The sequence below is a fragment of the Streptomyces sp. NPDC048290 genome, assembly GCF_040652095.1.
In the GTDB taxonomy this organism is placed as follows: Bacteria; Actinomycetota; Actinomycetes; order Streptomycetales; family Streptomycetaceae; genus Streptomyces.
Window position 1 is genome coordinate 187,610 of sequence record NZ_JBEZLM010000009.1, and the last position, 23,205, is coordinate 210,814.

The 23,205-nt window shown below is 72.8% G+C and carries 22 protein-coding genes; 10 read left to right on the top strand and 12 right to left on the bottom strand.

The genetic code is table 11. The annotated features are described in order from the left end of the window. Nucleotides 1-11: 11 nt before the first annotated feature. Both AB0D49_RS17825 and AB0D49_RS17830 read right to left on the bottom strand, forming a co-directional pair. A complete protein-coding gene (locus AB0D49_RS17825) occupies nucleotides 12-1,817 on the bottom strand; it encodes a PQQ-binding-like beta-propeller repeat protein (protein WP_362758063.1) in 1,806 nt (601 codons plus the stop codon). Nucleotides 1,818-2,049: 232 nt separating this feature from the next. Further along, on the bottom strand, nucleotides 2,050-3,858 hold the full coding sequence (locus tag AB0D49_RS17830; protein ID WP_362758065.1) for an ABC-F family ATP-binding cassette domain-containing protein: 1,809 nt from the start codon (nucleotides 3,856-3,858) through the stop codon (nucleotides 2,050-2,052). Nucleotides 3,859-4,004: 146 nt separating this feature from the next. On the opposite strand from AB0D49_RS17830, the gene AB0D49_RS17835 reads away from it, so the two are divergent. Then, a complete protein-coding gene (locus AB0D49_RS17835; RefSeq protein WP_362758067.1) occupies nucleotides 4,005-4,604 on the top strand; it encodes a Uma2 family endonuclease in 600 nt (199 codons plus the stop codon). A gap of 8 nt (nucleotides 4,605-4,612) precedes the next feature. Here AB0D49_RS17835 and AB0D49_RS17840 read toward each other — a convergent pair whose 3' ends face one another. The 6 genes from AB0D49_RS17840 to rsmI all read right to left on the bottom strand — a co-directional run bounded on the left by AB0D49_RS17840 (nucleotide 4,613) and on the right by rsmI (nucleotide 10,581). Beyond that, nucleotides 4,613-5,515, bottom strand: coding sequence for a 4-(cytidine 5'-diphospho)-2-C-methyl-D-erythritol kinase (locus AB0D49_RS17840; RefSeq protein WP_362758393.1), 903 nt, complete (start codon nucleotides 5,513-5,515; stop codon nucleotides 4,613-4,615). Between the two features lie 42 nt (nucleotides 5,516-5,557). Beyond that, on the bottom strand, nucleotides 5,558-6,421 hold the full coding sequence (gene rsmA, locus AB0D49_RS17845; RefSeq protein ID WP_362758069.1) for a 16S rRNA (adenine(1518)-N(6)/adenine(1519)-N(6))-dimethyltransferase RsmA: 864 nt from the start codon (nucleotides 6,419-6,421) through the stop codon (nucleotides 5,558-5,560). A 27-nt stretch (nucleotides 6,422-6,448) separates the two neighbouring features. Then, the gene (locus tag AB0D49_RS17850; protein WP_362758071.1) at nucleotides 6,449-7,909 is read right to left on the bottom strand and encodes a ubiquitin-like domain-containing protein; all 1,461 of its coding nucleotides are present in this window, start codon (nucleotides 7,907-7,909) and stop codon (nucleotides 6,449-6,451) included. 87 nt (nucleotides 7,910-7,996) lie between these two features. Next, nucleotides 7,997-8,899, bottom strand: coding sequence for a TatD family hydrolase (locus AB0D49_RS17855; RefSeq protein WP_362758073.1), 903 nt, complete (start codon nucleotides 8,897-8,899; stop codon nucleotides 7,997-7,999). Between the two features lie 110 nt (nucleotides 8,900-9,009). Then, nucleotides 9,010-9,417 (bottom strand): hypothetical protein, encoded by a 408-nt coding sequence (locus AB0D49_RS17860; protein ID WP_362758075.1) that lies wholly within the window; start codon nucleotides 9,415-9,417, stop codon nucleotides 9,010-9,012. Nucleotides 9,418-9,735: 318 nt separating this feature from the next. After that, nucleotides 9,736-10,581, bottom strand: coding sequence for a 16S rRNA (cytidine(1402)-2'-O)-methyltransferase (rsmI, locus tag AB0D49_RS17865; RefSeq protein WP_362758077.1), 846 nt, complete (start codon nucleotides 10,579-10,581; stop codon nucleotides 9,736-9,738). A gap of 125 nt (nucleotides 10,582-10,706) precedes the next feature. On the opposite strand from rsmI, the gene AB0D49_RS17870 reads away from it, so the two are divergent. From AB0D49_RS17870 to AB0D49_RS17885, 4 genes are all read left to right on the top strand, one after another. Beyond that, the gene (locus AB0D49_RS17870) at nucleotides 10,707-12,452 is read left to right on the top strand and encodes a phospholipid carrier-dependent glycosyltransferase (RefSeq protein ID WP_362758079.1); all 1,746 of its coding nucleotides are present in this window, start codon (nucleotides 10,707-10,709) and stop codon (nucleotides 12,450-12,452) included. A gap of 104 nt (nucleotides 12,453-12,556) precedes the next feature. Next, on the top strand, nucleotides 12,557-12,775 hold the full coding sequence (locus tag AB0D49_RS17875) for a hypothetical protein (RefSeq protein ID WP_362758080.1): 219 nt from the start codon (nucleotides 12,557-12,559) through the stop codon (nucleotides 12,773-12,775). A 245-nt stretch (nucleotides 12,776-13,020) separates the two neighbouring features. Continuing rightward, the gene (locus AB0D49_RS17880; protein ID WP_362758082.1) at nucleotides 13,021-14,631 is read left to right on the top strand and encodes a penicillin-binding transpeptidase domain-containing protein; all 1,611 of its coding nucleotides are present in this window, start codon (nucleotides 13,021-13,023) and stop codon (nucleotides 14,629-14,631) included. A 225-nt stretch (nucleotides 14,632-14,856) separates the two neighbouring features. After that, nucleotides 14,857-16,533, top strand: a complete 1,677-nt coding sequence (locus tag AB0D49_RS17885; RefSeq protein WP_362758084.1) for a penicillin-binding transpeptidase domain-containing protein — start codon at nucleotides 14,857-14,859, stop codon at nucleotides 16,531-16,533. Between the two features lie 46 nt (nucleotides 16,534-16,579). On the opposite strand, the gene AB0D49_RS17890 is transcribed toward AB0D49_RS17885, so the two are convergent. Further along, entirely contained in the window at nucleotides 16,580-16,939 is a 360-nt protein-coding gene (locus AB0D49_RS17890) for an SsgA family sporulation/cell division regulator (RefSeq protein WP_362758086.1), read from the bottom strand. 221 nt (nucleotides 16,940-17,160) lie between these two features. Between AB0D49_RS17890 and AB0D49_RS17895 the strand changes: the two genes are divergently transcribed. From AB0D49_RS17895 to AB0D49_RS17910, 4 genes are all read left to right on the top strand, one after another. Beyond that, nucleotides 17,161-18,216, top strand: a complete 1,056-nt coding sequence (locus AB0D49_RS17895) for an energy-coupling factor ABC transporter permease (protein WP_362758088.1) — start codon at nucleotides 17,161-17,163, stop codon at nucleotides 18,214-18,216. 4 nt (nucleotides 18,217-18,220) lie between these two features. After that, a complete protein-coding gene (cbiQ, locus tag AB0D49_RS17900) occupies nucleotides 18,221-18,982 on the top strand; it encodes a cobalt ECF transporter T component CbiQ (protein ID WP_362758090.1) in 762 nt (253 codons plus the stop codon). 30 nt (nucleotides 18,983-19,012) lie between these two features. Continuing rightward, nucleotides 19,013-19,768: an ABC transporter ATP-binding protein gene (locus tag AB0D49_RS17905; protein ID WP_362758395.1), complete on the top strand. Its 756-nt coding sequence runs from the start codon at nucleotides 19,013-19,015 to the stop codon at nucleotides 19,766-19,768. Between the two features lie 92 nt (nucleotides 19,769-19,860). Further along, nucleotides 19,861-21,030 carry a serine hydrolase domain-containing protein gene (locus AB0D49_RS17910; RefSeq protein ID WP_362758092.1) on the top strand — a complete coding sequence of 390 codons (1,170 nt, stop codon included), beginning with the start codon at nucleotides 19,861-19,863 and terminating at the stop codon, nucleotides 21,028-21,030. 37 nt (nucleotides 21,031-21,067) lie between these two features. Here AB0D49_RS17910 and AB0D49_RS17915 read toward each other — a convergent pair whose 3' ends face one another. Continuing rightward, complete coding sequence (locus AB0D49_RS17915; RefSeq protein ID WP_362758094.1) at nucleotides 21,068-21,451, bottom strand: helix-turn-helix domain-containing protein; 384 nt, start codon at nucleotides 21,449-21,451, stop codon at nucleotides 21,068-21,070. 121 nt (nucleotides 21,452-21,572) lie between these two features. Between AB0D49_RS17915 and AB0D49_RS17920 the strand changes: the two genes are divergently transcribed. After that, nucleotides 21,573-22,013, top strand: a complete 441-nt coding sequence (locus tag AB0D49_RS17920) for a Rid family hydrolase (protein ID WP_362758096.1) — start codon at nucleotides 21,573-21,575, stop codon at nucleotides 22,011-22,013. 21 nt (nucleotides 22,014-22,034) lie between these two features. Here AB0D49_RS17920 and AB0D49_RS17925 read toward each other — a convergent pair whose 3' ends face one another. Beyond that, the gene (locus tag AB0D49_RS17925; RefSeq protein ID WP_362758098.1) at nucleotides 22,035-22,316 is read right to left on the bottom strand and encodes a DUF1876 domain-containing protein; all 282 of its coding nucleotides are present in this window, start codon (nucleotides 22,314-22,316) and stop codon (nucleotides 22,035-22,037) included. Nucleotides 22,317-22,398: 82 nt separating this feature from the next. Continuing rightward, nucleotides 22,399-23,088, bottom strand: coding sequence for an alpha/beta hydrolase (locus AB0D49_RS17930; RefSeq protein WP_362758100.1), 690 nt, complete (start codon nucleotides 23,086-23,088; stop codon nucleotides 22,399-22,401). Between the last annotated feature and the right edge of the window lie 117 nt (nucleotides 23,089-23,205).

Consider the following 23,205-nt stretch of genomic DNA (forward strand, 5'->3'; position numbering starts at 1 on the left):
GGCGGCAGGGGCTACTTGCCGTAGGCCAGCATCAGCTTCTCCTGGGACTCGTCGTTGCCCGTCAGCCTGGTCGTGGAGAGGAAGAACCGGCCGTCCTCCCAGGCCATGTCCCGGGAGAAGAAGCTGCCTTCGACCTGGGCGGCGCCCTGCGGGTTCTGGAGCAGGGTGCGCGGCTTGTGGTCGCCGGTGAGCGGGATGGACACCACCCGGCCGCCGGTGTCGTAGGACGCCTCGGCGTAGGCGATCAGCTGTCCGTCCTCGATCCGCAGCGGCAGCATCGACTGCTCCGTGGGGGACTTCACCCGCCACTTCTCCTTGCCGTCGGCCAGACCGATCGCGACGATCTCGTTGGCGCCGGTCGTGGCCTCGGTCGGCAGATAGAGGGTCGAGGCGTCGGCGGCGACGCCCTCACAGCCGGTCAGGTCGCGCTGGAGGATCGCCCAGCCGCACTCGGGGGCGAAGTTCTCGTCGAAGGCGACCTGGGCGGTGAAGGCTCCGTTCGCGCCGAGGACGGAGATGTTCCACTGCTTCTTGTCCTCGTTGGTGGAGTACACCACCAACGGGTCCACGGAGTAGGTGCGCGCCACCCGCCAGCCGTCGTCGAACTTCTGCGTCCAGCGGACCTTGCCGGTACGCGGGTCCAGTTCGCGCATCTCGTCGTGCGCCGTGTCGGTGCCCGCGCCGCAGGAGGCGACCTGGAGGAGCCGGTCGCCGCTGCCCGCGTACCCGGCGGGGAAGCAGGAGTCGTCGTAGGACTTGGTGTCGAAGAGCTTCTTGCCGGTGGTGATGTCGTACGCGGTCCCGGACTGGGAGCGGCCCACCATCAGGGTGTCGCCCGCGACCGACAGTTCCAGGCTGAGCGTGCTGTCGAACAGCGCGCCCTCCTCGACCTCGGTCTGCCAGCCCTTGGCGCCGGTGGCCAGGTCGATCTGCTGGAGCTGGTTGCAGGTGGCGCGGTCGCTGGTGCCGTTCATATAGGCGACGACGACGGTGTCGTCGGCGGACTGCTGCCGGGTGACCGCGCAGATCTGCTGGGGGAAGGTGATCGGGTCCCAGCTGGGGTCGCCGTTGGCCACGTCGTAGGCGAAGACCTGCTTGTAGGCGGCCTTCACCGCCGTCGTGCCGGTGATCCACATGCCGGGGGCGTCGGCGCCGTCGCCGGGGGCGTCCGGAGCCTCCTTGTACCAGAGCACCTTGGAATCGCCGTCCTCGCGGCCCGCGTTGAGGTCGTCCGGGTCGGCGCCCGCGGTGTCGCCCTCGCCGTCGCCGGGGTTGACCGGGTCGTCGGACGCGGTCGGGCCGGTGTCGCCGCTCTGCTCGGCGACGGGTTCCTTGCCGCCGTCGTCGTCGCGGGTGACCGCGAAGACCGTTCCGCCGATCACCAGCAGCACCGCCAGCGCCGCGCCGACGATCATCGCGGGCTTGCCCTTGAAGGGGTTGCGCGAGCCGGGGGGAGGGGGCGGCGGGGCGGGGTAACCGGGACCGCCGGGGTAGCCCGGACCGGGCTGCGGATAGCCGTAGGCGGGGGGCTGGGCGCCGTACGGGCCCGGGGGCTGCGGGTGCCCGTAGCCGGAGGGCGGGTACGACGGCTGCCCCGGTTGCGCGGGGGTGGTGTACGGGCCCGGCGGGGGGCCGTACGGGCCGGGGGCGGGCTGCTGCGGGGAGCCGTAGCCGGGTTGCGGCGGGGTCTGCGGGGGTGGGGGCGGCGCCTGTGGCGGGGGGCCGAAACCGCCCCCGGCGGGCGGCTGCTGGGGCGGCTGGTCCTGCGGTGCTCCGAACCCGCCCTGCGGCGGCGGCTGATTGGGCGGCTGAGCCATCAGCGTGTTCCCCCTGTTACTGACTTTTAGCCACGCCCGGAGGCTCGTGAGGGACTCGGACGCGCTCTCGTACGGTTCTCAGACCGGCCCTTTCTATCACCCGCCACCGACACCACAACGGCCCGGCGCCGCCCCTGTTCCCAAGGGAGCACCGGGCCGTGATGCGCCCGTGATGCGTCTTCACGCCCCCTTCACGAGGTGGGGGAAGCCCTCCGGATCCGGGCGGCGGGCGTCACGCGTCCTCCGCCAGTTCCAGCCACTTCATCTCCAGTTCCTCGCGTTCACCGCTCAACGCGCGCAGTTCGGCGTCCAGTTCGGCGACCTTCGCGAAGTCGGTGGCGTGGGTGGCGATCCGGTCGTGCAGCGCGGTCTCCTGGTCGGAGATCTTGTCCAGCCGACGTTCGATCTTCTGGAGTTCCTTCTTGGCGGCGCGCTGGTCGGCGGCGCTCTTCTCGGGCGCGGGGCGGGCGGCGGCGGCCGGGGCGGCGGAGGCGGCGGCCGTCTCCTCCATCCGCAGCCGGCGCTCCAGGTACTCGTCGATACCGCGCGGCAGCATCCGCAGGGCGCCGTCGCCCAGCAGCGCGTACACCGTGTCGGTGGTGCGCTCCACGAAGAACCGGTCGTGAGAGATGACGATCATCGAGCCGGGCCAGCCGTCGAGGACGTCTTCGAGCTGGGTGAGGGTCTCGATGTCGAGGTCGTTGGTGGGCTCGTCCAGGAAGAGGACGTTGGGCTCGTCCATGAGCAGCCGCAGCACCTGGAGGCGGCGGCGCTCACCGCCGCTGAGGTCGCCGACCGGCGTCCACTGCTTCTCCTTGTTGAAGCCGAAGGTCTCGCAGAGCTGTCCGGCGGTCAGCTCCCGGCCCTTGCCGAGGTCGACGCGCTCGCGTACCTGCTGGACGGCCTCCAGGACCCGCAGGGCGGGGTCGAGTTCGGCGACCTCCTGGGAGAGATAGGCCAGCTTGACGGTCTTGCCGACGGCGACCCGCCCGGCGGTGGGCTGGATCTCGCCTTCGCTGCGGGCCGCGTCGGCGAGGGCGCGCAGCAGGGAGGTCTTCCCGGCGCCGTTCACCCCGACCAGGCCGATCCGGTCGCCGGGGCCGAGCTGCCAGGTGACGTGCTGGAGCAGCACCTTGGGCCCGGCCTGGACGGTGATGTCCTCCAGGTCGAACACCGTCTTGCCGAGCCGGGAGGACGCGAACCGCATCAGCTCGCTCCTGTCCCGGGGCGGCGGTACGTCCCGGATCAGCTCGTTGGCGGCCTCGACGCGGAAGCGGGGCTTGGAGGTACGGGCGGGGGCGCCCCGGCGCAGCCAGGCCAGCTCCTTGCGGACCAGGTTCTGCCGCTTGGTCTCCTCGGTGGCGGCGATCCGCTCGCGCTCGGCGCGGGCGAAGACATAGTCGGAGTAGCCGCCCTCGTACTCATGGACCGAGCCGCGCTGGACGTCCCACATGCGGGTGCAGACCTGGTCCAGGAACCAGCGGTCGTGGGTGACGCAGACCAGGGCGGCGCGGCGCTCGCGCAGATGGCGGGCGAGCCAGGCGATGCCCTCGACGTCGAGGTGGTTGGTCGGCTCGTCCAGCACGATCAGGTCCTGCTCCTCGATGAGCAGCTTGGCCAGCGCGATGCGCCGCCGCTCACCGCCGGACAGGGGTCCGATGACGGTGTCCAGGCCCTTGGGGAAGCCGGGCAGGTCGAGGCCGCCGAAGAGCCCCGTCAGGACGTCCCTGACCTTGGCGTCGCCCGCCCACTCGTGGTCGGCCATGTCGCCGATCACCTCATGGCGGACGGTGGCGGCGGGGTCGAGGGAGTCATGCTGGGTGAGCACGCCGAGGCGCAGCCCGCCGGAGTGGGTGACCCGCCCGGTGTCGGCCTCCTCCAGCCGGGCCAGCATCCTGATCAGCGTCGTCTTGCCGTCCCCGTTGCGCCCCACCACCCCGATCCGGTCACCTTCGGAGACGCCGAGGGACACTCCGTCCAGCAGGGCACGGGTGCCGTACACCTTGCTGACGTTCTCGACATTGACCAGGTTGACGGCCATTTTTCTCCTGCTGCGCGGGGGTCGGTCAGCCTTCAAGCGTAGGGCCTGACCGGAACGGGGCGACGCGCGAGGGGGCGGTCACTCTTTGTGATGAGGGGATGGGGGACGGACGGTGGCGGGACAGGGAGTGCAGCAGGCTCTCCGCCATGGGAGAAACCTTGAGCGCCGAGCCGGGTGACAGCGTCCGGTGGCCCAGGCCGCCGGAGCGCGGCTACACCGTGGACGACCTGCTCACCCTGGACAGCCTCCCGCCACGCACCCAGCTGATGGACGGGAGCCTCGTTTTCGTGAGCCCGCAGCGCTACTACCACTTCTCCGTGATCGACCTGCTGATGAGCGGCCTGAGGCGGACTCTTCCGACGGAGCTGACGCTCGCCCGGGAGATGCCCCTGCGGCTCGACGACGGCAACGCCCCGCTGCCGGATGTCATGGTGCTCCGTGCCGGTGCTCTGACCAGTCTCGATCAGGACTGTTTCGAGGCGCGGGACGCGCTGCTCGCCGTCGAAGTGGTCACGCCGGAGTCCGCGTCGCGCGACGGTACGACCAAGCCGTTGAAGTACGCCGCCGCCGGTGTCCCGCACTACTGGCGGGTCGAGCGGGACATGGGGACGGATCAGCCGGTCGTCCATGTCTACGAACGTGTTCCGCTCACCGGGGCGTACCGGCACATGGGCCTTCGGCGGGAGCGGATCAGGGTCGCCGAGCCCTTCGACGTCGACTTCGAACTGGCCCTCGCCAGGCCCTGACGGACCCGTCAGACGACCGTCGCCCCCGGCGCCGGTGCTGTTGTCGTCCGTACCGTCCGGCACACCCCCGTCAGCGCCTCCGCGATCTTCGTCGCCGAGGGGGCGTCGGGGGCCAGGAACGCCGTCGTGGGGCCCGAGCCCGAGACCAGGGCGGTCAGGGCGCCCGCCTCGCGGCCCGCGGCGAGGGTGGCCGCGAGGGACGGGCGCAGGGACAGCGCCGCCGGCTGGAGGTCGTTGGAGACCGTGGCGGCCAGGGCGTGCGGGTCGCCCTTCGCCAGGGCTGCCAGGAGGGGGTCGGAGGGCATCGGCTCGGGGATCTCGCGGCCTGACTCCTCCGCCAGGCGGTCGAACTCGCGGAACACCGCCGGGGTGGACAGACCGCCGTCGGCCAGGGCGAAGACCCAGTGGAAGGTGCCGCCGACCTCCAGCGGGGTCAGCTTCTCGCCCCGGCCGGTGCCCAGCGCCGCCCCGCCGACCAGGCTGAACGGCACATCGCTGCCCAGCTCGGCGCAGATGTCGAGGAGTTCGGCGCGGGAGGCGCCGGTGCCCCACAGGGTGTCGCAGGCCAGCAGCGCGGCGGCGCCGTCCGCGCTGCCGCCCGCCATGCCCCCGGCGACCGGGATGTCCTTGGCGATGTGGAGATGGACGGCGGGGTCGCGGCCGTACCGCTCCGCGAGGGCGAGGGCCGCGCGGGCGGCGAGGTTGGTGCGGTCCAGGGGGACCTGGTCGGCGTCGGGTCCCGAGCAGGTGACCCGGAGGGCGTCGGCGGGGGTGACCGTCACCTCGTCGTGGAGGCCGACCGCGAGGAAGACGTTGGCCAGGTCGTGGAAGCCGTCGGGGCGGGCCGCGCCCACCGCGAGCTGCACATTGACCTTGGCCGGGACGCGTACCGTCACGCTCACGGGCTTCACCTGCTCCACGTGCTACGGCTCCTTGTGTTCGGCGATACGAGGCTAGGCACTGCGGTGTTCGGCGATGCGGGCGAACTCCTCGACCGTCAGCGACTCCCCGCGCGCCTGCGGGGACACTCCCGCCGCGACGAGCGCCGTCTCGGCCGCCGCCGCCGACCCCGCCCAGCCGGACAGCGCGGCCCGCAGGGTCTTGCGGCGCTGTGCGAACGCCGCGTCCACCACCGCGAAGACCTCCTTGCGGGCCGCCGTCGTCTTCACCGGCTCCGTGCGGCGCGTCAGGGACACCAGGCCGCTGTCCACGTTGGGCGCGGGCCAGAACACCGTGCGGCCGATGGCCCCGGCGCGCTTGACGTCGGCGTACCAGTTGGCCTTCACCGACGGGACGCCGTACACCTTCGAGCCGGGTGGGGCGGCCAGGCGGTCGGCCACTTCCGACTGGACCATGACGAGGGTGCGCTCGATGCTGGGGAAGGTCTCCAGCATGTGCAGCAGCACGGGGACGGCCACGTTGTAGGGGAGGTTCGCGACCAGCGCGGTGGGCGCGGGGCCGGGCAGTGCGGTGACCCGCATGGCGTCCGAGTGGACCAGCGCGAAACGGTCCGCCCGCTCCGGCATCCGCGCGGCGATGGTCGCGGGCAGCGCGGCGGCGAGCACGTCGTCGATCTCGACGGCCGTGACCCGGTCGGCGACCTCAAGGAGCGCCAGGGTCAGCGAACCGAGCCCCGGTCCGACCTCCACCACCACGTCGTCGGGCCGGACATCGGCGGTGCGGACGATCCGGCGGACCGTGTTGGCGTCGATGACGAAGTTCTGGCCGCGCTGCTTGGTCGGCCGGACGCCGAGCGCCGCGGCGAGGTCACGGATGTCGGCGGGGCCCAGCAGGGCGTCAGGGGTGGAGCTGCTCACCGCACCAGGGTACGGGCCGCCAGGGGGTCAGCCGCCCAGCCGGGCCCCGCAGTGCGGCCAGGGGCTCGCCCCGCGCTGCACATACAGCTTCTTCGCCCGGAAGGTCTGCTCGGTCGCGGGGGCGTCCTGGGGGCGCCCGGAGCCGCCGAGGCTCTGCCAGGTCTGGGTGTCGAACTGGTACAGCCCGCCGTACGTGCCCGACGGGTCGACCGCGCCCGGACGGCCGCCGGACTCGCAGACCGCGAGGGACCGCCAGTCGAGATGGTCCGCGCCCGCCACGCCCGACGGCATGGCCCGGGTGCCGACCCGCACCACCCGGTCCTGGGGCGGGCGCACCACCTCGGCGCCGATCCGGCGCGGCTGCTGGCGCACCCCGTTGACGGTCCGCAGGGCGTACGCGACCCGGCGCAGCCCCGGCCGTCCGGCCTGGTCGATGACCTCCTGCCCGGTGAACAGCGCCGGGTCCTCGGTCCGCCGTACCGCGAAGGGGATCTCCTCCTCGCGGATCTCGCGGGAGCCGGTGATCCGCAGCACGGTGACGGTCTGTCCGTCGCGGGGGAAGCTGCCCGGCGCCACCGAGAGGGCGTCCTCGCCGCGCAGGGTGACCCCGGCCGCGTGCACGGCCTCGCCGACGGTCGCCGCGTTGGTGCGGACGGTCCGGGCCCGGCCGTCGGCCATCACGGTCACCGCGCGTTCGGTCCGGACGTCCAGGGCGAGTCCCGCGCGGCCGATGGGGCGGGAGCGGGCGGCGGAGAGGTAGGCGCCCTCGGCACGCACCCCGAGCTGGCTCAGGGCCTCGCCGACCGTGCGGCCGGTGGTCCACACCTCGTGGCGCCGCCCGTCGAGGGTGAGCCGCAGGGGGCGGCCGTAGCGGACGGCGATCTCGTCGCCGCTGGTCAGTCCGGTGCCGGAGGCGGGGGTCACCTGGTCGTGGGCGCCTACCTGGACGCCCTGGTCGGCGAGGAGTTCGCGCACGTCGTCGGCGAAGGTGTGCAGGGTGCGGGGCTGTCCGTCGACGGTCAGTTCGACGGCCTTGTCCTTGGCGACGAACGCGGTGGTGCCCCCGGCGAGGAAGGCGACGACCAGGGCGCGGGGCAGCAGTCGGCGGACGGGGCCGACGGTCCCGCCGCCCGGAGCCCTGCGGCGGTGGGCGGAGCGGCCGGGGGCGGGGTCGTCGGGGGCGGCGGGGGCGGCGGCGGGGGCGTCGGCGGCGGGGGCGGTGCCGGACTGGCGGGGCAGGCGGGTCTCGCCGGGCGGGTCACCCGGAGTCTCGGACGCCTCGGACGCCTCGGATGTTTCGTACGTCCCGTACGGCCCGGGTGTCCCGTACGGCCCGGGTGTCCCGTACATCCCGGGCGTCTCGTACGCGGTCCCGTACGGGAGCGTCTCCGCCGCGTGCGGGGCGGTGCCGGTGCCGTACGGGCCCGGATCGGCGTAGGGGTTCGCGTGCGCGTACGCGGTCGCGTACTCGTGCTGCTGACTGCTCACGCCGACACGCTCCTGGGGCAAGGCGGGTCCGGATCGGGCTCCCAGAACGTAGCGGAGGGTTCGTCACTCTCCAAAGCGGCGCGGCTACTACACGTGTTCGCCATAGCCGAAGGCGCGGGCCGTGTTGGCGGCCAGGGCGGTCGCCAGCTCGTCCTCGTGCACCCCGCGCACGGCGGCCATCGCGCGGACCGTGACCGGAATGAGATACGGCGCGTTGGGCCGTCCGCGGTACGGGGCCGGGGTCAGGAACGGGGCGTCGGTCTCCACCAGGATCAGCTCCGGCGGGGCGACGGCGAGCGCGTCCCGCAGGTTCTGCGCGTTCTTGAAGGTGACGTTCCCGGCGAAGGACATGTAGTACCCGGCGCGGGCGCAGATCTCGGCCATCTCGGCGTCGCCGGAGTAGCAGTGGAAGACGGTCCGTTCGGGGGCGCCCTCCTCCTTCAGTACGCGCAGGACGTCGGCGTGGGCGTCGCGGTCGTGGATGACCAGGGCCTTGCCGTGCCGTTTGGCGATCTCGATGTGGGCGCGGAAGGAGCGCTCCTGGGCGTCCTTGCCCTCCGGTCCGGTGCGGAAGTGGTCGAGGCCGGTCTCGCCGACCGCCTTCACATGGTCCAGCGCGGCCAGCCGGTCGATCTCGGCGAGCGCGTCGTCCAGGGCCGGGTCACCGCCCGGGGTCCTCGCCCCCTGCCGGGACCACCCGTCGGGATCGCCGTGCACGATCCGGGGCGCCTCGTTGGGGTGCAGGGCGACGGCCGCGTGGACGCTGTCGTACGCCGCCGCCGTCTCGGCCGCCCAGCGGGAGCCCCGGACGTCGCAGCCGACCTGGACGACCGTGGTGACCCCGGCGGACGCGGCCTTGGCGAGGGCCTCCGCGACCGTGCCCGACTGCATGTCGAGATGGGTGTGCGAGTCGGCGACGGGGACCCGCAGCGGCTGCGGCAGCGGCGGCGCGGAGTCCTTGCCGGAGGCGTCGGAGGCGTTCGAAGGCATGTGCCGATCCTACGGAAGGCACGGCACCGGAAGCCGCGGCACAGGTGCCGGACAGCCGTCGGGCCCGGCGGGGGAGGCCGTCCGCCGGGCCCGGGACCGTGGGCCGGGGCTCAGCTCGCCCGGCGGTGGAAGGGGTGCAGCAGATCGGAGAGGTGCCAGTGGTGCTCGCGCGGCGCGTCGGCCGGGGCGTCGCCGGACGCGTCCGCCGCCGGGCTCGGGGCGGGCCGGGCGGTGCTGCGTCGCGCCGCCTCCCGGACCCCGGAGACCTGGCCCGCGGCCATGATCCGCAGCACATGACCGTCGCAGTTCGCGCAGGTCGGCCGGTTCAGCGGGGACGGCACGACCTGCCCGTCCGCCACGTACAGCACGAAGGCGCGGCCGTCGGTGTCCGTGTGGTGCTCTATCTCGTACGACTGCTCCCAGCCGTGCCCGCACCTCATGCAGGCGAAGGAGTAGGACTCGTGGACGATGGCGCCCGCCGCGCTGCGGAGGCCGGTCTGCCCTGCGATCTCGCTCATGCCAGCTCCTGTGGTGTCCGCTGGTCCGTCGGGGACGGGTGCGTCCCCTCAGAACAGGGAACGCCTCCGCGGCCCCGGACGCACCCGCCCTGTAGAGAGTTGGCCACGGCTTGGCCGTTCCTTGCCGAAACCCCCGGAGGACAGCCCTCCACTTTGCCGAAGCGTGGATCAGGGGTCCGTCAAGACAGGTGTGGAAGGCGCGCGGACGGGGTGCCGGCGGGGCGTCACGGCGCGGACGGGATGCCCGGCGGGGCGTCACCGCACAGACGCGATCCCCGCCGGGACGTCACCGCACGCACGCGATCCCCGCCGGGGGCATCACGCGCCCTGCTTGGCCGCCACCACCGCGTCGAAGACGACCCGCTTGGGCACCCCCGCCTCCACGGCGACCGCCGCGATGGCCTCCTTGCGCCGCTCCCCCGCCTCCTCGCGCACCCGCACCCGGCGCACGAGCTCCGCCGGGCCGATCTCCCCCTCCGGCCGCTCCGGCGCCCCCTCCACCACCACCGTGATCTCGCCGCGCACGCCGTCCGCCGCCCAGGCCGCCAGCTCGGCCAGCGGTCCCCGGCGCACCTCCTCGTACGTCTTGGTCAGCTCGCGGCAGACGGCGGCCCGGCGGTCCGCGCCGAACACCTCGGCCATCGCCGCGAGAGTGTCGTCGAGGCGGTGCGGGGCCTCGAAGTAGACGAGGGTGCGACGCTCGGCGGCGACCTCGCGCAGCCGGGACAGCCGCTCCCCGCCCTTGCGCGGCAGGAACCCCTCGAAGCAGAACCGGTCCACCGGCAGCCCGGACAGCGCCAGCGCGGTGAGCACGGCGGACGGCCCCGGTACGGCGGTGACCCGGATGTCCCGCTCGACGGCCGCCGCGACCAGCCGGTACCCGGGGTCGGACACCGACGGCATCCCGGCGTCCGTGACCAGCAGCACCCGCGCCCCGCCGGACAGCTCCTCGGCCAGCTCCGGGGTGCGGGCGGCCTCGTTGCCCTCGAAGTACGACACCACCCGGCCCCTCGGCGTGACCCCGAGGGCCTGGGTCAGCCGGCGCAGCCGCCGGGTGTCCTCGGCGGCGATCACGTCCGCGCCCGCCAGCTCCTCGGCGAGCCGGGGCGGCGCGTCCGCGATGTCGCCGATGGGGGTGCCCGCCAGTACAAGGGTTCCAGTCACCCCTCCATCCTCCCAGGCACGCGCCGCCGCCCCGGTCCCGCGCCGGATCACCACGAACCGGGCGCATCGCCCCCCATCCCGCCCATGCGCGGGACTCGCACAGCACCGTTCCCTACGATGGCGCGGTGACCAGTACCGCGTCCTCCACGGACACCCGGCATGACCAGGCCCCGCCCGACCAGCGGCCGGCGTGGCAGCAGCGGCTGCGCCGTTTCGGCTACGCGGGACGGGCCGGCGGCGACGATGTCCGGGAACGGCTGGTGCCGCCGTACGCGGAGCCGAGCCCCCGGCTGTGGGCGGCGCTCGGGTTCTCGCACGGGACGGCCACCCGGCTGGTGCGCTGGGCGGGCTGGGGCGGTCCGCTGCTGGTCACCCTGTTCGCGGGGGTGCTGCGGTTCTGGAACCTGGGCAGTCCGAAGGCGGTGATATTCGACGAGACGTACTACGCGAAGGACGCGTGGGCGCTCGTCCACCGGGGCTTCGAGGTCAACTGGGACAAGAACGTCAACGAGCTGATCCTGTCGAACGGCGGGAACGTCCCGATCCCCACCGACGCGGCCTATGTGGTGCATCCGCCGGTCGGGAAGTACGTCATCGGGCTCGGCGAGCTGATGTTCGGCTTCGATCCGTTCGGCTGGCGGTTCATGACCGCGGTGCTCGGCACCCTTTCGGTGCTGCTGATCTGCCGGATCGGCCGCCGTCTGCTGCGCTCCACGTTCCTCGGCTGTGTCGCGGGCGCGCTGCTCGCGATCGACGGTCTGCACTTCGTGATGAGCCGTACGGCGCTGCTGGACGGCGTGCTGATGTTCTTCGTGGTGGCCGCCTTCGGCTGTCTGGTGGTGGACCGGGACAAGGCGCGGGCCCGGCTGGCCGCCGCGCTGCCGGTGGACGCGGACGGCCGGGTCCGCCCGGACGCGCGGACCGCCGACACCGCCTTCCTGGGGCTGCGCCCCTGGCGCTGGGCGGCCGGGGTGATGCTGGGCCTGGCGGTGGCGACCAAGTGGAACGGCCTGTACGTGCTGGCCGCGTTCGCCGTGATGACGGTCCTGTGGGACGTCGGCGCCCGCAAGGTGGCGGGCGCCCGCCACCCCTACCTCGCGGTCCTCAAGTACGACCTCGGCCTCGCGTTCGTCGCGCTCGTCCCGGTCATGGTCGTCACGTACCTCACGACCTGGCTCGGCTGGCTCCTCTCCCCCACCGACGGCACCGGCGGCTACTACCGCAACTGGGCCGCCACCGACGGCCGCGAGAGCGCCTGGGGATGGCTGTTCCCGGACTGGCTGCGCAGTCTGTGGCACTACGAGTCGCAGGTCTACCAGTTCCATGTGGACCTGGACTCGCCGCACACCTACCAGTCCAACCCGTGGAGCTGGCTGGTCCTCGGCCGCCCCGTCTCCTACTACTACGAGTCCCCCGCCCCCGGCACCGGCGGCTGTCCGGTGGACGCCGGGGAGAAGTGCGCCAGCGAGGTCCTCGCCCTGGGCACACCGATGCTGTGGTGGGTGGGGATCTTCGCCCTCGCGTACGTCCTGTGGCGCTGGTTCTTCCGCCGCGACTGGCGGGCGGGCGCCATCGCCTGCGCCATCGCCGCCGGGTACGTCCCCTGGTTCCTTTACCAGGAGCGCACGATCTTCCTCTTCTACGCCGTCGTCTTCGTCCCGTTCCTGTGTCTGGCGGTGGCGATGCTGCTGGGCGCGCTGATCGGACCACCCCGCTCCTCGGAGGGCCGCCGGGTGGCGGGCGCGACGGGAGCGGGCGTGCTGGTGCTGCTCATCGCCTGGAACTTCATCTACTTCTGGCCGATCTACACGGGCCAGTCCATCCCCATCGACGACTGGCGGTCGCGGATGTGGCTGGACACCTGGGTGTAGACGGCGTTCAACTCGGGCGGGTACCAAGGGAGTCGGCCGGGCGCGGTGTCCGGTGTCGTCGGCTCGTGGGGGTTGTCGTGCGGGGTGTGGGAGGACGGGCGGCCATGGCCGGGGCGGGGCTCGCGGGGGTGTTGCTGCTCGCCGGGTGTTCCGACCGGAGCGAGGCGGTGACCTGGACCGATGAGCACGGCCGGGTGTGCACCGGGGTCGCGGTGATCGACACGGACGGGGACCGGGAGATCAGCAGCATCGACTGCGACTACCCTCCGGCGGGGCGGACGCCGGGCGCCTCGACTTGGGTGCCGCTGCCGGAGTCGGACTGACCGCGCGGGACAGCCCACGGACGTACCGCGAGGCATCCCACCGGACATCCCATAGGTGCCATATGCACCGACTCGGCGCGCACTCCATGTCTCTGTTCTGCCACTGTCCGGCAACAGCCGTCACAGTGTGCCCTCCTGGCACTTACAGTTCGACACGCCCGGTTTCCTGAGCGCGTTCAGCATGTCCGCGTGTCGCCGGGGCGGAGCAGCACGGGACCGAACGGGGAATCGGGGAGGACGTCTTCATGCGCAAGGGGGTCAAGAGGACCGTCGTGGGAACGGTGTTCGCCGGGATGGTGGGCGCCGCCGGATACGGGGCGTTCACCTTCGTGTCCGCGATGGGCGACGGCTCCGGGTCGGAGGTGCGGACCGGACCGCCGAGCGCCGACGAGGTCGAGGAGACCAGCGGCGACTTCTTCGCGGCCTGGGAGAAGGCCGACGGCACCGCCGCCGCCGCGCTGACCAACAACGCCGCAGCCGCGCAACCGGTCCTCAACGCCTTCGGGCAGGAGGCCCGGATCACGGAGGTGAAGATCACCCCGGGCACGGTCACCGGCACCACGGTCCCCTACGCGGTGAAGGCCACCGTGTCCTACGACGGCAAGAGCAAGCCGCTCGCCTACGACAGCACGCTCACCGTCGTCCGCGGCAAGACCACCGGCAAGGCGCTGGTCGACTGGGAGCCGTCGGTGGTGCATCCGGACCTCAAGGACGGCGACACCCTGATGACCGGGCCGTCGGCGCAGCCGCCGATCGAGGCCGTCGACCGTGACGGCAAGGTCCTCACCGCGAAGAAGTACCCCTCGCTGGGCCCGATCCTGGACGAGCTGCGCGCCAAGTACGGCAGCAAGGCGGGCGGCACCCCGGGCGTCGAGCTGGCGATCCGGCACACCAAGAGCGGCGCCGCCGACACCCCGCTGCTCACCCTCGCCGAGGGCGAGCCGGGCAAGCTGACCACCACGCTGAGCGCGACGGCGCAGACGGCGGCGGAGAAGGCGGTCGGCGCGTACGACGAGTCGTCGGTCGTGGCGGTGAAGCCCAGCACCGGTGAGGTGCTCGCCGTCGCCAACAACCGCAAGGACGGCTGGAACGCGGCCTTCCTCGGCGAGGGCGCGCCCGGCTCCACCATGAAGATCCTCACCGCGGCCACCCTCATCGACGCCGGGCTGACCTCCGAGCAGGGTCCCGCGCCCTGTCCGGACTCGACGCTGTGGGAGGGCCAGACCTTCAAGAACCTGGACACGATCGAGCCCAACGAGGGCGCGACGCTGGCGGAGACGTTCGCGCGGTCCTGCAACACCGGGTTCATCGAGTACACCGACGAGCTGAAGGCCGACTCCGTCACCAAGGAGGCGCAGGAACGGTTCGGGCTCGGCAAGAACAACTGGAAGACCGGCGTCCCGTCGTTCGACGGTTCGGTCCCGGCCGTCGAGGGGCCGGACAAGGCGGCCAATCTGATCGGCCAGGGCAAGGTGCAGATGAACCCGCTGAACATGGCGTCGGTGACGGCCACGGCGATCACCGGCACCTTCCGCCAGCCGGTGATCGTGCCGCAGTCCCTGGACGACCGTGAGCTGGCGACCGCCGACGGGCTGTCGGACGGGACGGTCTCCCAGCTCCGCTCGATGATGAACCGCACGGCGGTCAGCGGGACGGCCGCGGCGGCGATGTCGGGGCTGAGCGGCAGCATCGGCGCGAAGACGGGGTCGGCGGAGGTGGACGGCCAGTCGGTGGCCAACAGCTGGTTCACCGGCTACCGGGACGATGTCGCCGCGGCGGCCATGTCGGAGCAGGGCGGGCACGGCGGGGAGACCGCGGGCCCGATCGTGGCGGCGGTGCTGCGGGCGGGCGAGTAGCCCCCTTCCCGGGCCGTGCGGCGGGCGGGCGGGCAGCGCCCCTTCCCGGGCGGCGGAGCGCGGCGGAGTCGCCCACGTCACCCGCGCGGCACGGGACTCCCGGGTGACGCGCTCGTTGGCACGGTGACGGCGCGGCGACCCGGAGGCGGTGTCTGTCGGTGTCGGTCGGTGTCCCCCGGCGCCGCGAGGAATCCATGGACGAGCGAGATTGAGGTCGGAACCAGCGTGGGCAACAGAAGGCGCGTCGTGGAGCGACGCAGGACCCGGCCCGCCGTCATCGGCGGTGTGGTCGCCGTGGTCGTCGGCGGCGCCGGTCTGGGCGGCTACGCGCTCTACGGGGGCGGTGCCGCCGCCGAGGACCACACATCCGCCGGGAACCGCACCAAGTCCGTGAAGTCCGGCCCCCTGTCGGCCACCGAGGTCACCACCGCGGCCCGGACCTTCCTCACCGCCTGGCAGCGCGGCGATGTCACCGCAGCCGCCGCTGCCACCGACGACCCGGCCGCGGCGAAGCCGCTGCTCACCGGGTACACCAAGGACGCCAGGATCGGCGGCGTGACCCTGACCCCCGGCGCCCGCCAGGGCGACAAGGTGCCGTTCACCGTCAAGGGCACGGTCACCGGGGGCACCCCCGAGGTCAGCAAGCCGCTGTCGTACACCAGCGCCCTCACCGTCACCCGCCGCGCGGCGGACGGCGTCCCGCTGGTCGCGTGGCACTCCGCCGTGGTCCATCCCGGACTCCAGGACGGCGACACCCTGGTCACCGGCGCGGCCGGTACTCCGCCGGTCAAGGCGCTGGACCGGGACGGCGGTGAGCTGACGGCGAAGGAGTACCCGTCGCTGCGGCCGGTCCTGGACGGGCTGCGCGAGAAGTACGGCAAGACGGCCGGCGGTAGGGCGGGCGTCGAACTCCGGGTGGTGCGGGGCAAGCAGTCCAAGGCGAAGGACGCCTCCGACACCACGCTGCTGGAGCTGAGCGAGGGCACGCCGGGCACGGTCGAGACGACGCTCAGCCCGTCGCTCCAGGCGGCGGCCGAGGCGCAGGTGAAGAAGCGGGCACGGTCGTCCGTGGTGGTGACCCGGCCGTCGACCGGTGAGATCCTCGCGTTCGCCAACGCCGACCCGGGCTTCAACACCGCGTTCCTGGGGTCGCTGGCGCCCGGCTCCACGATGAAGGTGATCACCGCCTCGCTGCTGATCGAGAAGGATCTCGCGGCGGTGGACAAGCCCCACCCCTGCCCGAAGTTCTTCACCTACGGGCACTGGAAGTTCCAGAACGACGACAAGTTCGAGATCAAGGACGGCACGTTCAAGGCGAGTTTCGCCCGCTCGTGCAACACCGCCTTCATCAGCCGGGCACCGAAGCTCAAGGACGACGATCTGACCAAGCAGGCCCAGCAGGTCTTCGGGCTTGGCCGGGACGACTGGGCGATCGGGGTGCCGACCTTCGACGGTGCGGTGCCGGTGCAGTCACAGGCGCAGATGGCGGCGTCGCTGATCGGTCAGGGCGGCGTCCGGATGAACCCGCTGAACATGGCGTCGGTCTCCGCGACCGTCCAGGCGGGCGCCTTCCACCAGCCGTATCTGGTCGACCCGTCGGTGGACGGCCGGACGCTGGCGACCGCCCCGCGCACGATGTCCGCGGACACGGTGGGGCAGTTGCGGGAGCTGATGGCCTATACGGCGGCGTCCGGCACCGCGGCGCAGGCGATGGCCGGGGTGGGCGGGGACACCGGGGCGAAGACCGGGTCGGCGGAGGTCGACGGGCAGGAGAAGCCCAACGGCTGGTTCACCGCGTACCGGGGCGATCTGGCGGCGGCCGGGGTGGTGCAGCAGGGCGGCCACGGCGGGGAGACGGCGGGTCCGATGGTGGCGGCGCTGCTCAAGCTGGGCGACGGCTGACCCGGCCGGTCGGGACGCCTTTCCTGTTCCCTGCCGGGGCCGGATGTCACCCGGCGATCGGCTCGCCCGCCAGATACGTCCGCCGCAGGAACCGCATCAGCGTCTTCGCGTCGAACTGCACGACCGACACGCCCTGCGCCGAGTGGAACTCCACCACGGCCTGGACCCGGCCGCACGGCCAGATCTTGACCTCGCCCGAACCGGCCGGTTCGCGCAGGCCCTGTTCCAGCAGGGTGCGGTCGAAGGTCCACTCATGGGGTCCGGGCGGGCCGGGCAGTCCGATGCGCACCGAGCGGGGGTCCGCCTCCGGGTCGTAGCGCAGCACGACGGGCACGGTGTCGGGTTCGTCGGGAATGTCGGCGTCGGTGACGATATGGGCTCGTGCGTACTGTTCGACTGCGGACATCGGACGGCCCCTTTACCCAGTGTGACCTGTGTGAAAGTTGTGCGATCCCGCCCCGCATCCAATGTCGCACATTTTCCTGATACCGCCCCTGGAGAGGCACCGAGAGGCACCGGGAGGCCCGGCGAGGATCGCTCCGGCGCCGGTCCCCGTATACGCACACGAGATGTTCTCGACACCCGCACGCTCTTGCACAGGCTTCGCAACAGGTCAATCATCGCCCTGTGCATGTACCTGACGGATTCATCGACGCCCCCACCTCCGCGGTGGCGGGCGTCGTCGCGGCGGGCGCCGTCGCGGTGTCCCTGCGTGGGGCGCGCAAGGAGCTGGATGAACGCACCGCGCCGCTGGCCGGGCTGGTCGCCGCGTTCATCTTCGCGGTGCAGATGCTGAACTTCCCGGTCGCCGCCGGGACCAGCGGGCATCTGCTGGGCGGGGCGCTGGCCGCGATCCTGGTCGGCCCGTACACCGGGGTGCTCTGTATCTCCGTGGTGCTGCTGATGCAGGGCGTGCTGTTCGCGGACGGCGGGCTGACCGCGCTCGGCGTGAACATCACGAACATGTCGGTGATCGGGGTCGTCGTCGCGTACGCGGTCTTCCGCGCGCTGGTCAAGGTGGCGCCCCGGCGGCCCGGCTCGGTGACGGCCGCGTCCTTCGTGGCCGCGCTGGTGTCGGTCCCGGCCGCCGCCCTCGCCTTCGTCGGGTTCTACGCGATCGGCGGCACGACCGATGTCCCGCTGGGCACGGTCGCCGCGGCCATGGGCGGCGTCCATGTACTGATCGGGATCGGGGAGGCGGTCATCACCGCGCTCACCGTCGGCGCGGTGATCGCCGTACGACCGGACCTGGTGTACGGGGCGCGGGACCTGCGGCAGCCGCTGAAGCTGCGGGTGGGCGGCGAACTGGTGGACGCGCCCGCCGCCGCGCCCGAGCCGGTGGCCGCGCCCCGCGCCTCCCGCCGTACCCTGCTGCTCTCCGGGCTGGCCGTCTCCCTGGTGCTGGCCGGGTTCGTCAGCTTCTACGCGTCCGCGAGCCCGGACGGGCTGGAGCGGGTCGCCGAGGACAAGGGCTTCGCGGACTCCGCCGAGGAGCACGCCAACGCCGACTCACCGCTCGCCGACTACGGCGTCCGGGACGTGGACGACGCCCGGCTCTCCGGGGGCCTCGCGGGCGTGATCGGCGTCGGTGCGACCGTCGTCGCGGGCGGCGCGGTCTTCTGGGCGGTCCGCCGCCGCCGGGCCGACGACACCGCCCCCGCGTCCACCGGCGGGGACGCCTGAGCCCATGGGGGCGGGACACGCGCACCGGCTGTACCGGCACGGGGACTCGCCCGTGCACGGGCTGCCGCCGCACACCAAGATCGCCGCGGTGTTCGCCTTCGTGGTGGTCGTGGTGTCCACCCCGCGCACCGCGATGTGGGCGTTCGGGCTGTACGCCGTGCTGCTGGCGGCCGTCGCCGCGCTCGCCCGGGTCCCCGCCGGGTTCCTGCTGCGCCGACTGCTGATCGAGGTGCCGTTCGTGGCGTTCGCGGTCCTGCTGCCGTTCGTGGCGCAGGGCGAGCGCACGGAGGTGCTCGGTCTTTCGCTGAGCGTCAATGGACTCTGGGGCGCCTGGAACGTGCTGGCCAAGGGCACGCTCGGGGTCGCCGCGTCGGTACTCCTCGCCGCCACCACCGAACTGCGGGCGCTGCTGCTCGGCCTCCAGCGGCTGCGGCTGCCCCCGCTCCTGGTGCAGATCGCGTCCTTCATGATCCGCTACGGCGATGTGATCACCGACGAGATGCGGCGGATGCGGATCGCCCGGGAGTCGAGGGGCTTCACGGCCCGCGGGCTCCGGCACTGGGGCGTGCTCGCGAAGTCGGCGGGCGCGCTGTTCATCCGCTCCTACGAACGCGGGGAGCGGGTCCATCTGGCCATGATCAGCCGGGGGTACGCGGGTGCGATGCCGGTGATCGACGAGGTGCGGGCGGACCGGGCGCAGTGGTCGTACGCGCTGGCGCTGCCGGTGTCGGCGCTGGTGGTGTGTCTGCTGGGATGGATGCTGTGAGTGAAGCGGGAGACAGACCCTGTGGATGACATGACCGCCTCGCTGGAGGTCGCCGGGCTGGCGTTCGCCTACCCCGACGGGCATCAGGCGCTGTTCGGTGTGGACTTCCGGATCGGACGGGGCGAGCGGGTCGCGCTGCTCGGCCCCAACGGCGCGGGCAAGACCACCCTCGTACTCCATCTCAACGGCATCCTGACCGGCGGGACCGGCTCGGTCCGGGTGGCCGGGCTGCCGGTCGGACGGGACCACATGGCGGAGATCCGGCGCCGGGTCGGGATCGTCTTCCAGGACCCCGACGACCAGCTCTTCATGCCGTCCGTGCGGGAGGACGTGGCGTTCGGACCGGCGGCGGCCGGGCTGAAGGGCGCCGCGCTTCAGGCGCGGGTGGACCGGGCGCTCGGGCAGGTCGGCATGGCGGAGTTCAAGGACCGTCCGCCGCACCATCTGTCGTTCGGGCAGCGGCGCCGGGTGGCGGTGGCGACGGTGCTGGCGATGGAGCCGGAGATCCTCGTCCTGGACGAGCCGTCCTCCAACCTCGACCCGGCGTCCCGCCGCGAGCTGGCCGACATCCTGCGCTCCCTCGACGTGACCGTCCTGATGGTCACCCACGACCTGCCGTACGCCCTGGAGCTGTGCCCCCGTGCCCTGATCCTCAGCGAGGGCGTGATCGCGGCGGACGGCACCACCCGCGAACTCCTCGCGGACGAGGCGCTGATGCGGGCGCACCGGCTGGAGCTGCCGTACGGCTTCGATCCCCGGTCGGTACCGGCGGCGCGCCGGGACTGAGCGCCCCGCACAGGAATCGCGGCCGGTGGAGGGGCGTTGCACCCTCTGTCGGGGCCGGTGGACGGAACGGAGTACGGACGGTGGGTGCGGGCGTGGAGATTCAGGGCACGGTGGCCGAGGGCTTCGAGCCGGTGCGGGACGCGTTCGTGCGCAACTTCGCCACGCTCGGCGAGCGGGGCGCGGCCGTCGCCGTCTACCGGGACGGGCGGCGGCTGGTGGACCTGTGGGCCGGGACCCGGGACATCGACGGGACCGCCCCATGGGAGCGGGGCACCGCCCAGATCGTGCGCTCGGCGACCAAGGGCGTGGCCGCCGCCGTACTCCTGCTGCTGCACCAGCGCGGGGAACTGGATCTGGACGCGCCGGTCGGCGAGTGGTGGCCGGAGTACAAGACGGCGGGCAAGGAGCGTACGGCGGTCTGGCAGGTGCTGGCGCACCGGGCCGGGGTGCCGGTGCTGGATCGTCCGCTGACGCCCGAGCAGGCGGCGGACCCGGTGCTGGGGGCGCGGGCGGTGGCGGCCCAGGCCCCTGCGTGGGAGCCGGGCACGGCCCACGGGTATCACGCGCAGACCTACAGCTGGCTGACGGCGGAGCTGGTGCGGCGGGTGACCGGGCGGCCGGTCGGGGAGTGGATCGCCGAGGAGATCGCCGGGCCGGTCGGCGCGGACTTCTGGCTCGGTCTGCCGGACGCGGTGGCGGGACGGGTGGGCCGGGTCGGCCGGGGCGAGACCCCGGAGACCGGTCCCGGCGGGCTGCGCACCCGCCCCAAGCGGGCGGTGTCCGACGCGTACGCCGACCCGGACTCCCTGACCCGGCGGGCGTTCGCCGCGATCACGCCGCTGCCGGACGAGAACGACCCCGGCTACCGGGCCGCCGCGCTCCCCGCGTCCAACGGCATCGCGACGGCGGACGGACTGGCCCGGATCTACGCCTCGCTAATCGGCCCGGTGGACGGCGGGACACGGCTGTTCACCCCGGAGACGGTGGAACTGGCCCGGGGCGAGCGCTCGGCGGGCCCGGACCGGGTCCTGGTCGTCGGCACCCGCTTCGGCCTGGGCTACATGCTGCACGGCAGCGCGTCCCCGCTGCTGGGGGAGGGCTCCTTCGGCCATCCGGGGCGCGGGGGCGCGCTGGGCTTCGCCGATCCGGAGTCGGGGATCGCGTTCGGCTATGTCACCAACGGGTTCCGCAAGAGCGTGACGGCGGACCCGAGGGCGCAGGCGCTGGTACGGGCGGTGGGGGTCTGCTCGGCGGGACGCTGAGCGGGCGGGACCGGTCGCCTCACCCGGGGGGGGGCCGTCAGCCGTCGAAGCGCTGGCGGGCGTCCTCGATCCGGCCCAGGTGCTGCTGGGTCCACTCGCAGATGGTGTCGACGGTGGCGCGCAGGGCGTGGCCGGGGGCGGTGAGGGTGTAGTCGACGCGGGGCGGGACGGTGGCGTACACCTTGCGGTCGACCAGGCCGTTGCGCTCCAACATACGGAGGTTCTGGGTGAGCATCTTGTGGCTGATGCCGTCGACCTCCTGGCGCAGCTCGCTGAAGCGGAGGGTGCCGTCGCCGAGGGCCTCGATGATCAGCAGGGCCCATTTGTTGGCGACGTCCGAGAAGATCTCGCGGGCCAGGGAGTCGGCGCGGCGCAGATCGGCGTTCTCGGGCAGGTCGTGCAGCAGTCGCTTGGTCACCATGAGGTTCCCCTGTCACCAAAAAGTGCGTTCTTCCAGGTCAAGGGTCACTCTCTTACAGTTTCCGAGTAACCACAAGAGAGTCTCGTGCCGGTCGGCGCGGGCGACGAGAAGGGCGTACCCCATGACCGGGACCGACTCCATGACGACTACGACCGCCGCCTCCCCTGATGTCCACCGGCACGGCATACCGGCCGAGAGCGCCTTCGGCTACGCGCAGGCGATCCGCTCCGGGGACCTGGTCCATGTCTCCGGGCAGCTCGCGCTGGACGCGTCCGGCACGTTCGCGCACACCGACGACCTCCCGGCCCAGCTGGCGCTGACGTACACGAATCTGGACCGGGTCCTCGGCCACTACGGGGCGACCCGGGCGCAGGTGGTCTCGCAGGTGGTGTACGTGGTCGACCTGCACCGGTACGCCGACGCGGTCGCGGACGGCAACCGGGCGTACTTCGGTGGGCACTGGCCCGTCAGCACGGTCGTGGGGGTGGCCGGGCTGACGTTCCCCGGTCAGCTGGTGGAGATCAGCTGCGTACTGGACGTGCGGCTGCCGAGCGGCCGGTAGCAGACGTCTCGCCGGCGTCCGTCAGGCGTGGATCGGGCTGGAGACCCGGCCCGAGTCCGCGTCGATCTCGCCGTGCGCCTTGCTGAGGAGCTGCATGGCGATCTCGTTGAGGGCGCGGGCGCCCGCGATCTCCTCGCCGACCCGTGGCTGATTGGAGTCGGCGTGATGGCGGCTGGCCCGGCCGTGGGCGCGCAGCTCCGTGCCGTCGGGGAGCCGGACCAGGGCGGCGGCCCGGGTGTGCTGGTCGTCCTCCATGAACTCCAGCTCGACATGCCATCCCACGGCGGTGTGCAGGTTCGTCATGGCGGTCACCTCCGGAAGACCTGCTTCCAGGGTGCTCCAGGGCGGGCGGGCGCGCATGTGGTCCGGCCCGCCCGCGATCGGCTCAGACGGCTCCCGCCGCGTCCTCGATCAGATCGGTGACCGGGCCCGGCTGGGAGGCGAGGGAGGCGTGGCTGGAGTCCAGCTCGATGGTCTTGCGGGGGTTCATCCGGGCGGCCATCCGGCGTTCGTTGTCCGGGTGGATCATGCGGTCGCCGGTGGAGACCTGGTACCAGGTGGGTTTGGCGCGCCAGGCGGGGACGGTGATGGCGTCGCCGAAGGTGGAGGCGAGCGGCGCCTTCTGGGTGACGCCCATGACGAGCCCCTCCTCCTCGGTGAGGTCCTGGCAGAAGCTGTCGTGGAACTTGTCCTGCCGCACCCACAGATAGCCGTCGGAGTCGGGCGCGATGTTGTCGAACGCGGCCGGGGGTTTCTCCTGGCTGATCCCCCCGGGGCTCTCCCCGGCGTCCGGCGCGAACGCGGCGATGTAGACGAGCCCGGTGACGTTGGGCAGGTCGCCGGCCTCGGTGATGACGGCGCCGCCGTAGGAGTGGCCGACGAGGACGACGGGGCCGTCGATCTGCCGGACCATCTTGCGGGTGCGTTCGGCGTCCTCGGCGAGGGAGGTGAGCGGGTTCTCGACGGCGTGCAGGTCGGTGAAGCCCCGGCGGTGCAGTTCGGGGATGACCTTGGCCCAGTGGGCGGCGCCGCCCCAGAAGCCGTGGACGAGGACGATGGCGGGCTTGGCGGCCATGGGGATGTTCCTTCCGGTTCTTTCCGGGACCCCCCTGGTCGGCAGGTTCAGCAGACCGCGCCGGGCGCCGCCGTGCAACCGGAGACGGACGCTGCTCCCCCTTACATTCGCTGCGTG